We start from the raw sequence: 12345 nt of genomic DNA, 5'->3' as shown, positions 1-12345 counted from the left end.
CCTCTAAAGTTGACATGAGTAATAAATCTAAATAATTCAGCTCCACTATACTTTTAGGGTCAATGAAGCCACAAATACTACCTTTTGCTCCCATGCTGCCAAGCTACTGGGAGGCTGTTTTAGTTGATCCAAACTCCCCTGTAAAGAGCCCTGAAGCCCTACTAGCATGGGTTGAGCTCGATCTGGATGTCGAGTTACGCTTTGAAAAAAGCCTGCTTTTGCTCAGCGAACAAGGTCTATTTTGGACGGATGGGAAGGTATTTGAGTCTTGGAAGTTGGAGACCAGCACCCATTTGGTCCACGGCGATCATGCTGGAGTAGGGCATTTACGCCTAGAAACTGCTGAAAAATTACTAAAGTCTTGGAATTTCACTTTGGCAGTGAATCCACAGGTTCTTCGTCTGCAATCGAGCTTTAAACAGCTGACTCGCGGTGAAGAAATCAACAACGGTGAAGTCAGTGAATACGACAAACAGGTTTGCCCAGTTTGCTTGAGCCCAAAGCCCGCGAATTCTGATTCATGCCCAACCTGTGATCCTGAAGATGATGCGCCACCATCTACTTGGACGCTCTTTAAGCTCTGGCGTTTTGCTCGTCCCTATAAAAAGCAATTGTTACTAGGTTTTGTATTAACTCTGCTATCTACAGGCGCGACTTTAATACCGCCGTATCTCACTATGCCGTTGATGGATCATGTATTGATTCCCTATGAGCGCGGCAATCCGATTGATTTTCATTTGGCCAGCATGTATCTCTTGGCTTTATTTGGCGCCGCAATTGTTGCTTGGGGACTGGGTTGGTGGAAAACCTATCTTCTTGCATTGGTCAGCGAACGTATTGGTGCGGATCTACGCAATACTACTTTTGAACATTTACTCAAACTGTCGCTTGAATATTTTGGCGGCAAGAGAACGGGTGATTTGATTGCCCGTATTGGCGCTGAGACTGATCGTATCTGCGTATTCCTTTCCCTTTACGCACTTGACTTTGCAACCGATGTCTTGATGATCACTATGACTGCGGCGATCCTGGTGTCTATTGATCCTTTGCTGGCTTTGGTTACCTTGGCGCCTTTGCCATTCATTGTATGGATGATTCATGTAGTACGCGATCGTCTACGTTTTGGTTTTGAAAAGATCGACCGCATTTGGTCAGAAGTAACCAATATTTTGGCTGACACTATCCCAGGCATTCGTGTGGTCAAAGCATTTGCACAAGAAGACCGCGAACTCAAGCGCTTTGTAGATTCCAATAAACATAATCTGCAGATTAATGATCGTGTAAATCGCGTGTGGGGATTATTTTCACCAACAGTAACTTTGCTTACTGAAACGGGCTTGCTCGTAGTGTGGGGATTTGGTATTTGGCAAGTGGCCCATCAGAAAGTCACAGTAGGTGTCTTGATTGCATTCTTGGCATATATCGGACGTTTCTATATTCGCTTGGATTCTATGAGTCGCATTGTTTCTCACACACAGAAGGCAGCCGCTGGCGCTAAGCGAATCTTTGATATCTTGGATCACGTCTCTAGCGTTCCTGAGCCAATCAATCCGGCGCCATTGGGTGAGGTAAAGGGTCGTATCTCCTTACGGGGCGTGGGTTTTCGCTACGGCAACCGTGCAGTCACTAAAGGCATTGATTTAGATATTGCTCCAGGTGAAATGATTGGCCTAGTCGGTCATAGTGGTTCAGGGAAGAGTACTTTGGTGAACTTGATCTGCCGCTTCTATGATGTCAGCTCTGGTTCTGTCTCATTAGATGGGCGCGACATTCGTAGTATTGCCATTTCCGACTATCGCAAGCGTATTGGTTTGGTATTGCAAGAGCCATTCTTATTCTTTGGCACGATTGCAGAAAACATTGCCTACGGTAAACCAGATGCAACTCGCGAAGAAATCATCGAGGCTGCACGTGCAGCGCATGCCCATGAATTTATTCTTCGCCTTCCTCTAGGTTATGACTCCTTAGTAGGTGAGCGTGGGCAATCTTTATCTGGCGGTGAGCGTCAACGCATCTCAATTGCACGTGCACTGCTGATTAATCCAAGCATTCTGATTTTGGATGAAGCAACATCATCAGTAGACACCACCACTGAAAAAGAAATTCAGCGTGCATTGGATAACTTAGTTAAAGGCCGCACAACGATTGCAATTGCCCACCGCCTCTCCACCTTAAGAAAAGCAGATCGCTTAGTGGTGTTAGATAAAGGTGAAATTGTGGAGATCGGCTCACATGACCAACTGATGGAAGCCCAGGGTGCCTATTACACCTTGTATCAAGCCCAGCTGCGTCATGCTGCGGAGCTTGTAGAAGGCGGCGCTATCGGTGAAAGTTTGGAAGAAGATCAAGCAGAGAAACAAGAAGAGCAGCTCGAAGAAGTTGCTAAGAAAATTGGAGGCGGGGTATGACGCAAGTCAATCAATCCACCCATCAATTCGAACGTGATGCGCTAGGTCGACTTGTCTTTACTGATAGCAAGGGCGAGCGTCATGTTGGCGTTCATCCGGTGCGCGCTTTCCCAATTACTGCACCTGGTGCTGGCATTGGCATCATGAATCAATCAGGCAAAGAGCTTTGCTGGTTCCCAAACATGGCTGCGATTTCTGAAGCGGAGCTGGGGCTGATCGAAGAAGAGCTAGCTGAGCGTGAGTTCATGCCGGTCATCCAAAAAATTACCAATGTCTCAACATTTGCTACTCCAAGTATTTGGGATATCGAAACGGATCGTGGCCCAACCCGAATTCGTCTCAAGGGTGAAGAGGACATTCGTAGGATCGCAGGCAACACATTGCTCATTGCTGATTCCAATGGATTGCAGTTCTTAATTCAAGACTCCACACAGTTGGATAAAGTTAGCAAAAAGCTTCTAGACCGGTTCCGCTAAAAAAGATTCGTCGCACCAATCCCAATTCGGCAGGCAACACCAAGGTATTTTTCCCTCACCCTGGTGGGCAAACCTTCTGTTTCCCTCAAATTTAATTAATTTCCTTTAAAAACAGAGAGTTATGACTCTCTTGCCTGCCTTTTGGGCTTGTTGCACTGCAATAGTATTAGGGTTATACTCTAGGTACTAACCCTTAAGGAGATTCAAATGACTGTTTTATTGAATATGATCAACCAGCTTTTCACAGAAAGCAAAACAAGCCAAGACCAGGCTGCTCGTCACTATGATTTCGACGGCGCTTACCGCGGCATGTAATTTTTAAAATTACAACAACTCAAAAGCCACCTTCGGGTGGCTTTTTTGTTTTCTGGTGCCTCTAGATTTTGGTGCAACACCGACCCTGGTATTCCTTGAGAAAGCTTATATTTCATGGGGTTATGGCAAGGGTAATCACTAGTGTGGATTTAAAGAAAACTTGATTAGTGTCAAGTCTTTGCAGGTTTAAATGCTTAAAAATCACTTAACCCAAATTTCTGGGTGTAATGAGTATTTATAAAAAAGTAAAAATAGGAGATTCAGGATGAGCGGCGAGAAAACTGCAGGACCTTTAGGGGGTCGTTGGTTTCAGCTACTAATTGGCATCATTTGTATGTCAATGATTGCAAACTTGCAATACGGTTGGACTTTGTTTGTAAACCCAATTGACGCTAAGTTCGGTTGGGGTCGTGCAGCTATTCAAGTTGCATTTACTATTTTCGTGTTGACTGAAACTTGGTTAGTTCCAATCGAGGGTTACCTCGTTGATAAGTTCGGCCCACGTCCAGTAGTATTTTTCGGTGGCATCTTGTGTGGCATTGGTTGGATGATGAATGCTCATGCAGACACTTTGACAATGCTTTACACGGCAGCTGCTGTAAGTGGTGTTGGCGCTGGCGCTGTTTATGGTACTTGCGTAGGTAATGCGCTCAAATGGTTCCCAGATCGTCGCGGTTTAGCTGCTGGTATGACAGCTGCTGGCTTTGGTGCCGGTTCTGCATTGACTGTGATTCCAATTGCAAACATGATTGCAAACCAAGGCTATCAAGATGCATTCTGGTTCTTCGGTATCTGGCAGGGCGCAATTGTTGTGGTCTTGAGCTTGTTGCTTTCTAAGCCTATCAAAGGTGCTATCACTACAGTTAAGGCAGCTGTTGCTCAGACTCGTAAGGATTTCCGCCCAATGGAGATGGTTAAGCAGCCTGTGTTCTGGATCATGTATCTCATGTTCGTGATGGTTGCGGCTGGTGGCTTGATGGCTACTGCGCAATTAGGCCCAATCGCTAAAGACTTCCAGATTGCTGGCGTAACAGTGAGCTTGATGGGCTTGGCATTACCTGCGTTGACATTTGCCTTGACCGTTGACCGTGTGCTGAACGGCTTGACACGTCCTTTCTTCGGTTGGGTATCTGACAAGATCGGTCGCGAGCAAACTATGACTCTTTGCTTCACATTTGAGTGCTTAGGTATTCTTGGTTTGTACTACCTTGGTCGCGATCCAGTAATGTTTGTTTTGTTGACTGGTTTAGTGTTCTTTGCATGGGGTGAGATTTACAGCTTGTTCCCATCAACTAACGCCGATACATTTGGATCAACTTATGCTGCTGGTAATGCGGGTCTCCTCTACACAGCAAAAGGTACAGCTTCATTGTTAGTTCCTTTGTCTAGCGTATTGGTAGCCACTACTGGTGGTTGGGAGGCGGTATTCTGGGTTGCTAGTATCTTGAATGGTACAGCTGCAATCTTGGCTTGGTTTGTATTGCGCCCAATGCGTCGCAAACTCATCGAGCGCTCTGCTTCAATGTAATACAGGTTAAAAGCCTAATAAAAGGGGTCTTCGGACCCCTTTTTTATTGCTGAAAATCAGTTAAAATCTCCTCACCATGAATTTCTCCAAAAACCGCCTCATTCATTGGATTGCCGCATTTGCAATCGCAATGAGTGCACTTGCGCCTGCCGCATCTCAAGCAATTTCGCTTGCTAAGCATGGCCAAGGTTTTGCCATGGAGATTTGTTCAGCAGATGGCAATAAGATGCAAATTGATGTTCAGGTTGATGATCAAGAGCTTGCAGACCAAATGCAGCCTTGTCCTTATTGTGTAGCTCAAAACAGCATCATTCCAGCATTCAATACCAATCTGACATTTCAGGCGCCGCAAACTTTATCCTTATTGCCAGCGCTTTTTTATCAATCACCCAAGCCACTTTCTGTTTGGGTAACCCCACCCTCAGCAGCACCTCCAGCACAAGCCTAAATATTTTTAGGGCATAGCAAAGCTATGTAGTGAGCAATAGGGCGCCAGCCAAGTTGCAGACATATTGTGTGGGGAACTAAATGTTGTTGCGGAAGAAGAAAATCAGTGCATGCATAGGCATGCTTTTTGGATTAGCGCTCTTTAATGCGCAAGCGCAAATTGCGCCGCCACCTGACTACGATCAGAAACTCAAGAGCGTTACCGTAACGGCCACCCGTTCTGGTACGTCATTAGATGAGATCCCTCTCAATACAACGGTTCTGACTAAAGAGGCTCTGGAAGTCGCTCCGGATCAAACCATTGATCAAATCTTAAAGAACGTACCAGGCGTTATTTTGAATGACACGCCTTATTACCAAAAGGATCCAACCGGACAGAGTATTAACGTGCGTGGTCTTGGTAATGCCAGAACTTTGGTGCTGATTGATGGCGTTCCTGCTAATGATGCATTTTATGGAACGGTGCAGTGGAACTTGGTTCCCATGTCTTCGATTGACTCAGTTGAGTTTATTCGTGGTGGTGTATCTAGTCTGTGGGGTAACTACGGCATGGGTGGTGTAATTAACATCAAGACCAAAACACCAGTCAATAGTCAGCAAGAAGTATCAGCAAGTTATGGTGCATTTGGTACTGGTAACGTAGCAGCTTCCAAGGATCTGATTGCTTCTGAAAATCTTCAACTTCGATTCTCGGCTGATTACTTCAATACCGATGGCTATCAAAATATTGCAACCATCTCACCCGCATCTCCAACCAGTATTAAGAACGGTCAGGGCGATGCCGCTTCCCATAACTCCAACGTGAGGATGCAGGGCTATTTCAAGGCTACTCAAGACACGAATGGTTTCTTCCGTCTTGGGTATCACACGATGTCTGACCTCTCTTCAGGCTATTCTTTTGCAACCAATATCATGCAAGAAACGGATTTGGCTGGCGGAACAACTACCCGCCTAGATGACAAGTCAAAGGTGGATGTCAATTTCTTTTATATGAATACGGGCTTTAATAAGCAGAATGGCTCGACCACAACTACTCGGTCAAATAATATTCCAGCCAACACGCCCTATATCAATGCCAATTACAAAGACCCCTACAACACTGTAGGTGCCTCTGCTCAATACACGCAAGAGACAGTAGGATTGATTGATCAGTATGTAGTGGGGGTTGATGCACGGAATATTGCCGGTTCAAACCAAACCAATAACTTACTTTCTAATGGTGTTTCGTCAGCAGTGAACTATGCCCAAGGCCAGCAAACCTTCTACGGCTTGATGGGGCAGTTGAAATCGAAGGCTGAGTCATTTCCGTTGGAAACAACTTTAGCGGCGCGTATTGATCAGTGGAATAGCCAAACCCCCACTAATTACAATGCGGGGTCGAATGGTGCAAATCCTGTTTATCAAAATGTCCCTAGTCAAAGTAAGACGCAATTTAGTCCTACCCTAGGCTTGTTGTACAAGATGAATCAAGATTGGGATCTGCGATCTGCGGCTTATCAAGCTTTTCATGCCCCCGGAATGAACAACACGCTTCGTAGTTATGGTTCGGGCAATGGCTATTCTTTTGCGAATCCAAACCTCACGCCTGAAACAATGACGGGCTATGAGGTTGGGACAGACTATCGTTGGAAGGGTGGCTTTGCCCAGTTGACCGCATTTAATAATTACATTCAAAATGCAGTTGCAAGTTACAGTCTTTCTACGAGTAGCGCTACTGATAAGGCGCTGGCTCAGCAATTGTGTGGCGCATCTACTGTTTGGACTGGGCAGAATAGTCAGTATGGCGCTTGCGCTTCAGCGCAAAGTCTAAGTTACTACACGAATAAGCAAAATCTCTTGAGTCAAGGTATTGAGTTTCAGTTCCACCACGACATTAGTTCGCAGTGGGCTACGGATATGAACTATGCGTTTACAAGTACCAAATTGACCATGAGTGCAACTAGTGACCCAACCAATAAACAGGTGGGAGGCGTACCTCAAAACATTGCTGGTGGAGGTTTAACGTATTACCCAGTGCCGCAAGCTAGTTTGACTGCAACAGTCCGTTATGTCGGCAGCTCTTGGCTGAATACCTCCAATACCTTACCCGTGGCAGCTTATACAGTTGTTGGTTTGCGTGCTAACTACGAAGTAACTAAAAATGCCACTGTTTATGCATCTGCAGTGAACTTGTTTAATCGCCAGTACATTACATTTGGTACCGGTAGCAACAATTCCAGCTACATTGTGGGTATGCCCCAAGCAATTTCTGTGGGTGCACGTATCATCTTCTAATGGCAAATCCACTTATTCGCTCTTTGAGCCGTCCAGCTTTGCTTAGTGCACTCCTAATGGGTGTGCTGAGTTTTGGTGTGCGTGCGCAAATGCAAATGGATCATTCGTCGATGACTGGTTCAAAGTCTAAGAATATCTGTCTGAGCGCTGGCCTAGAGTGTGCCAACGCTGCTACACCGTTTTTTACATCGGATGGGAAGTTGTTGCTTTCATGGACTGCCAATGGAGTGGTATCGGTTGCTCAATCTGCTGACCTTGGAAAGTCATTCTCACCCCCAGTCAAAATTGCAGAGCATGGCAAGTCATTGGATGCCGGCGCTGATGCTCGCCCACAAATTGTGGCCGATAAGCAAGGTAATGTATTTTTAGCTTATGCGTTCTTTAAAGATGCCAACTGGAACGCGCAAATTAATACCGCTCGCTCGATTGATGAAGGTAAAACTTTTACCCCTCCAGTGTCTTTGGTAAAGGATGGCTCTAGCCAACGCTTTCCCTCGGTATTGATTAAACCAGACGATTCAATCTTTATATCTTGGATTGATAAGCGTTTGGTAGCCGCTGCAAAGCAGGGTGGCGAGAAACGTTTAGGTGGCTCGATTGCGTATTCTTTCTCTCAGGATGGTGGTAATAGCTTCCAGCCAGAGCGCTTCGCTAATGAGAGTAGTTGCGAATGCTGTCGCATTGCAGGTGGCCTTGATCCAAAAGGCAGTCCAGTAGTGGCGTACCGCGCCATATTCCCCGGAGGTATTCGAGATCATGCAACCCAGGTAATTTCAGAAAAAGGTGCGCAGCCTATTCGTCGTGTGGCTGATGACGATTGGAAAACAGATGCTTGTCCACATCATGGGCCATCTATTACAGTTTCTGGAGTAGGAAAATTTCACGTTGCCTGGTATACCCAAGGTAGCAAGCGCTCAGGCGTGTTTTACGCTAACTCTAGTAACCAAGGCATCAGTTATTCAAAGCCTAGTAGGGTGGGTTCTGAAGGCGCCAATGTTTCTAGGCCCTATTTATACTCATCAGGGCAAAAGGTTTGGCTAGTTTGGAAGGAATTTGATGGGAATAAGTCATCGGCATACCTTAAAGAGTCTATCGATGATGGCAGTACGTGGAGTTCACCTAAAATGTTATTCAGTACAGCAGGGTATAGCGATCACCCTCTGTTGTTATCGCGAGGTCAAGAGGTATTTTTATCTTGGTTGACTCGCGATGATGGTTATCAATTAATGAGTATTGGACAACAGTAATGAAGCTATCTTGGCTTTCTATTCTCGCCGCTGTATTCCTTTTTATCACTGGGTCAGCACTGGCCGATACAGTCACTTTGAAGCCTTATCAAACTGGGGATTGGAAATCCATCACAAAGACTGAAAATGGAGCACCGCTAGCGGTCCATTTTTGGGGTGTCACCTGTCCGTCGTGTGTGAAAGAGATGCCGCAGTGGGGGCAGTTCTTGAAGAAGAATCCAAATACAAAGATAGTTTTTATTCAGGTTGATGATGTATCCCAAGATTCAATGAAAAAAATGCTGAATAAGGCTGGACTTGATAAAGCAAATAACTATTACATTGCCGCACCATTTGATGAGCGTGTGAGATTTGAGATTGATCCGCAGTGGCATGGTGAAACGCCAACAACCATCGTGATTGATAAGAGCGGTAAAGCCACTCGTAAAACGGGCTTGGTTGATTTTCAGAAACTGCAAAGTTTATTAGCTATTAAATCGTAATTAAATTAATGATCCCTTACTAGGAGAGTATGAAATGAAAGCCACTCTATTAAAAACACTATTGATTGTTGCTGGTGTAGCGATCACTGGCAGCGTCTTTTCGCAAGGGGTTTCTAAAACCGTGACTACCAATGCAATCAGGATTGAGGATGCCTATACACGTGCCACAGTACCAGGTCAGCAGGTTGCTGGCGGCTTTATGAAGATTGAAAATAAAGGCTCTGCCGATCAACTTATTTCGGCAAGCTCACCAGTTGCTGGTGAAGTGCAATTGCATGAAATGGCAATGGACGGGAACATCATGAAGATGCGTCAGGTAAAGGACATTGCATTACCAGCAGGCGGTGCCGTTGAGTTAAAGCCAGGTGGTTTGCATCTCATGTTCATGAACATCAAAGCACCTTTAACTGCCGGTGAAACTGTGCCTGTGAAATTGAAGTTTGCTAAAGCGGGTGAGGTTGATGTGAAAATGCCAGTAAATCCAATGAGTGCTGGCCATGGTGGAGCAATGAAACACTAAGTAATGCGAAGTAACAGAAGAATTAAAAAAGCCCCTAGTGTTACTTAGGGGCTTTTTAGCAAGGGCGATCAAGTCATTTAGATTTTTAAATCTAAATCCGTTACCGCTCCTTTGCTAGCACTGCTTGCGAGGCTTGCATATTTAGCCAGCAGGCCGCGCGTATAGCGTGGCTTGGGTTGAACCCAAGCTGCACGACGCTTCGCAATTTCTGCTTCATCCACGTTCAACTGAATCAATAACTTGTGCGCATCGATCGTCACAGAGTCGCCTTCATGAATGAGGGCAATCGTACCGCCTACATAAGCCTCAGGAGCCACGTGACCAACAACCATGCCCCAAGTTCCACCAGAGAAGCGACCATCGGTGATAAGACCAACAGACTCGCCTAAGCCTTGACCAACAAGGGCTGAGGTTGGGGCAAGCATCTCGCGCATGCCAGGACCGCCTTTAGGGCCTTCATAACGAATCACAACGATGTCGCCATCTTTGATCTTTTGCGCCATGATCGCTGCCATTGCATCATCTTCAGAATCAAAGACACGTGCAGGACCAGTAATAGACGGATTCTTGAGGCCAGTAATCTTGGCTACACAACCCTCAGGGGAGATATTGCCCTTGAGAATGGCTAAGTGACCTTGCTTGTACAAAGGATTATCTAAAGTACGAATCACTTTTTGATCAGCGCGTGGTACGGATGGCACATCCTTTAATACTTCAGCAATAGTTTTACCAGTAATAGTCATGCAATCGCCATGGAGTAAACCACCATCGAGCAAAATCTTCATGACTTGTGGAATGCCACCAGCTTGATGCAGATCAGTTGCAAGATAAGTGCCAGATGGTTTCATATCCACGATCACTGGAACACGTTTACGAATACGCTCAAAGTCATCAATCGTCCAATCGATTTCAGCAGCGCTGGTAATGGCCAAGAAATGCAACACTGCATTGGTAGATCCACCAACTGCCATGATCACGCTAACTGCATTCTCGATGGATTTTTTAGTAATGATGTCGCGTGGACGAAGGTTATTTTTTACAGCCTCAACCAGGACGCGTGCTGATTCAGCGGCGCTCACTACCTTCTCTTCATCAACGTTGGCCATCGTAGAGGAGTAGGGCAAGCTCATGCCTAAAGCCTCAAATGAAGAGCTCATGGTGTTTGCTGTGTACATGCCGCCACAAGATCCGCTACCAGGACAGGCGTGTTGTTCAACACCTTTTAAATCTTCTTCACTCAATCGACCAGATGTAAATTCACCTACCGCTTCAAATGCAGAAACAATATTGAGTTCCTTGCCCTTGTAATGACCTGGCTTGATCGTGCCGCCATAGACATAGATGCCCGGTACATTGGTACGCGCTAAAGCCATCATGCCACCTGGCATATTTTTATCGCAACCACCAATGACGACAACACCATCTTGCCAAAGGCCATTTACACAAACTTCAATACTGTCAGCAATCACTTCGCGTGAGACGAGCGAGTATTTCATACCCTCGGTGCCCATGCCGATACCATCAGAAACTGTTGGCGTACCAAACACTTGTGCTTTTGCGCCAGCTGCCTCTAAAGCATTAACAGCAGCATCAGCTAATTTTTGTAATCCACTGTTGCAAGGAGTAATGGTGGAGTGACCATTCGCAACGCCAACCATTGGCTTTACGAAATCCTTTTCTTCGTAACCCATTGCGTAATACATCGAACGATTAGGTGCGCGAGCGACCCCTTCGGTGACCATGCGCGAGCGTTCATTTAGGCGTTTCATGCTTATTACTCCAGAAAAGGTTTGTGTCGAAAGGCTCTATTGTGCCGTGAGATGGGTTCCGGGGTGGCTAAGATGCAATGAGTCTCCCAACCCATTCTTTATGTTGCAATGCAATATAAATATACCAATGAAATCATTGATTTAGATCTAAATGTTAGCTAGACAGCTAATAGCTTAGTGAAAGACGCTGCAGTACATTAAGTTATTAATAACTTTTCCTTTGAATTCAATGACTAAAGTCGGCCATATTTACCTAATTGATGATGATGAGTCAATGCGCATTTCTCTGTCCAGAATGCTGCGTGAATTGGGCTACCTCGTTGATGACTATGCATCTGCCACTGTTTTCTTGGAAAAATCAGTGCCTGTGTCACCTGCTGTCATTTTGTTAGATATGCAGATGCCGGATATGAGCGGTCTAGATCTACAGGAAAAACTCCAGAAACATGGTCGCAAGACACCTATTGTGTTTGTTAGCGGTCAAAGTCACCCCCACCAAATCGTTCAGGGCCTCAAGAAGGGGGCCTTAGATTTCCTATTCAAGCCATTTAATTTAGAAGAGCTCTTAAAGGCGGTTGCAGATGCGATTGAGTTTGATAGCCGTCAGCTTAAGCGTGTTTCATTGGATGTTGAGGCCAAGAAGGCTTACGAAAGTTTGACCCCGAGAGAGCGTGAAGTTTGTGGATGGCTCGTTAAAGGGCTTTTAAACAAAGATATCGCTGTAAAGCTAGGAACCACGGATGCCACAATTAAGGTTCATAAAGCCAGAGTGATGGACAAAATGCATGCGGATTCTCTCCAGGTATTGGTGAAGAAGTATCTAGAGTCCGATCTTGAGAATCATCCTTTAAGCACTTAGCTTTGTAGCTAATTACCCTT

10 protein-coding genes are annotated in these 12345 nt (G+C 45.5%); 9 read left to right on the top strand and 1 reads right to left on the bottom strand.

The genetic code is table 11. The features are described from left to right. Window positions 1-62 precede the first annotated feature (62 nt). The 8 genes from ICN20_RS00805 to ICN20_RS00770 all read left to right on the top strand — a co-directional run bounded on the left by ICN20_RS00805 (window position 63) and on the right by ICN20_RS00770 (window position 9697). Window positions 63-2408, top strand: a complete 2346-nt coding sequence (locus ICN20_RS00805) for an ABC transporter ATP-binding protein (RefSeq protein WP_216237506.1) — start codon at window positions 63-65, stop codon at window positions 2406-2408. Continuing rightward, window positions 2405-2884: a DUF1854 domain-containing protein gene (locus tag ICN20_RS00800; RefSeq protein WP_216237505.1), complete on the top strand. Its 480-nt coding sequence runs from the start codon at window positions 2405-2407 to the stop codon at window positions 2882-2884. The genes ICN20_RS00805 and ICN20_RS00800 overlap by 4 nt, the downstream gene beginning before the upstream one ends. 580 nt (window positions 2885-3464) lie before the next feature. Continuing rightward, window positions 3465-4727: an oxalate/formate MFS antiporter gene (gene oxlT / locus ICN20_RS00795; protein WP_216237500.1), complete on the top strand. Its 1263-nt coding sequence runs from the start codon at window positions 3465-3467 to the stop codon at window positions 4725-4727. 76 nt (window positions 4728-4803) lie between these two features. Next, complete coding sequence (locus ICN20_RS00790) at window positions 4804-5175, top strand: DUF2946 domain-containing protein (protein WP_216237488.1); 372 nt, start codon at window positions 4804-4806, stop codon at window positions 5173-5175. 119 nt (window positions 5176-5294) lie between these two features. Then, window positions 5295-7448: a TonB-dependent receptor gene (locus tag ICN20_RS00785; protein ID WP_216237487.1), complete on the top strand. Its 2154-nt coding sequence runs from the start codon at window positions 5295-5297 to the stop codon at window positions 7446-7448. Beyond that, window positions 7448-8695 carry a sialidase family protein gene (locus ICN20_RS00780; RefSeq protein ID WP_216237484.1) on the top strand — a complete coding sequence of 416 codons (1248 nt, stop codon included), beginning with the start codon at window positions 7448-7450 and terminating at the stop codon, window positions 8693-8695. The genes ICN20_RS00785 and ICN20_RS00780 overlap by 1 nt, the downstream gene beginning before the upstream one ends. Next, window positions 8695-9177 carry a TlpA disulfide reductase family protein gene (locus tag ICN20_RS00775; RefSeq protein WP_216237482.1) on the top strand — a complete coding sequence of 161 codons (483 nt, stop codon included), beginning with the start codon at window positions 8695-8697 and terminating at the stop codon, window positions 9175-9177. Before ICN20_RS00780 ends, ICN20_RS00775 begins: the two co-directional genes overlap by 1 nt. A 34-nt stretch (window positions 9178-9211) precedes the next feature. Continuing rightward, window positions 9212-9697 (top strand): copper chaperone PCu(A)C, encoded by a 486-nt coding sequence (locus ICN20_RS00770; RefSeq protein WP_216237466.1) that lies wholly within the window; start codon window positions 9212-9214, stop codon window positions 9695-9697. A gap of 77 nt (window positions 9698-9774) precedes the next feature. Here ICN20_RS00770 and ilvD read toward each other — a convergent pair whose 3' ends face one another. Further along, complete coding sequence (ilvD, locus tag ICN20_RS00765) at window positions 9775-11466, bottom strand: dihydroxy-acid dehydratase (RefSeq protein WP_216237458.1); 1692 nt, start codon at window positions 11464-11466, stop codon at window positions 9775-9777. Window positions 11467-11695: 229 nt separating this feature from the next. Between ilvD and ICN20_RS00760 the strand changes: the two genes are divergently transcribed. After that, the gene (locus ICN20_RS00760; protein WP_216237455.1) at window positions 11696-12325 is read left to right on the top strand and encodes a response regulator transcription factor; all 630 of its coding nucleotides are present in this window, start codon (window positions 11696-11698) and stop codon (window positions 12323-12325) included. Window positions 12326-12345: the final 20 nt, after the last annotated feature.

The sequence above is a fragment of the Polynucleobacter sp. JS-Polo-80-F4 genome, assembly GCF_018881965.1.
GTDB lineage: Bacteria > Pseudomonadota > Gammaproteobacteria > Burkholderiales > Burkholderiaceae > Polynucleobacter.
Note: the sequence above shows the minus strand (reverse complement) of the source record. Positions and strands in the feature narration are given on the sequence as shown.

What these genes read in the sequence shown, in the direction of transcription:
- ICN20_RS00805 (WP_216237506.1), top strand. Translation starts at nt 63, where the DNA reads ATGAAGCCACAAATACTACCTTTTGCTCCCATGCTGCCAAGCTACTGG.
- ICN20_RS00800 (WP_216237505.1), top strand. Translation starts at nt 2,405, where the DNA reads ATGACGCAAGTCAATCAATCCACCCATCAATTCGAACGTGATGCGCTA.
- oxlT (WP_216237500.1), top strand. Translation starts at nt 3,465, where the DNA reads ATGAGCGGCGAGAAAACTGCAGGACCTTTAGGGGGTCGTTGGTTTCAG.
- ICN20_RS00790 (WP_216237488.1), top strand. Translation starts at nt 4,804, where the DNA reads ATGAATTTCTCCAAAAACCGCCTCATTCATTGGATTGCCGCATTTGCA.
- ICN20_RS00785 (WP_216237487.1), top strand. Translation starts at nt 5,295, where the DNA reads ATGCTTTTTGGATTAGCGCTCTTTAATGCGCAAGCGCAAATTGCGCCG.
- ICN20_RS00780 (WP_216237484.1), top strand. Translation starts at nt 7,448, where the DNA reads ATGGCAAATCCACTTATTCGCTCTTTGAGCCGTCCAGCTTTGCTTAGT.
- ICN20_RS00775 (WP_216237482.1), top strand. Translation starts at nt 8,695, where the DNA reads ATGAAGCTATCTTGGCTTTCTATTCTCGCCGCTGTATTCCTTTTTATC.
- ICN20_RS00770 (WP_216237466.1), top strand. Translation starts at nt 9,212, where the DNA reads ATGAAAGCCACTCTATTAAAAACACTATTGATTGTTGCTGGTGTAGCG.
- ilvD (WP_216237458.1), bottom strand. Translation starts at nt 11,466, where the DNA reads ATGAAACGCCTAAATGAACGCTCGCGCATGGTCACCGAAGGGGTCGCT.
- ICN20_RS00760 (WP_216237455.1), top strand. Translation starts at nt 11,696, where the DNA reads ATGACTAAAGTCGGCCATATTTACCTAATTGATGATGATGAGTCAATG.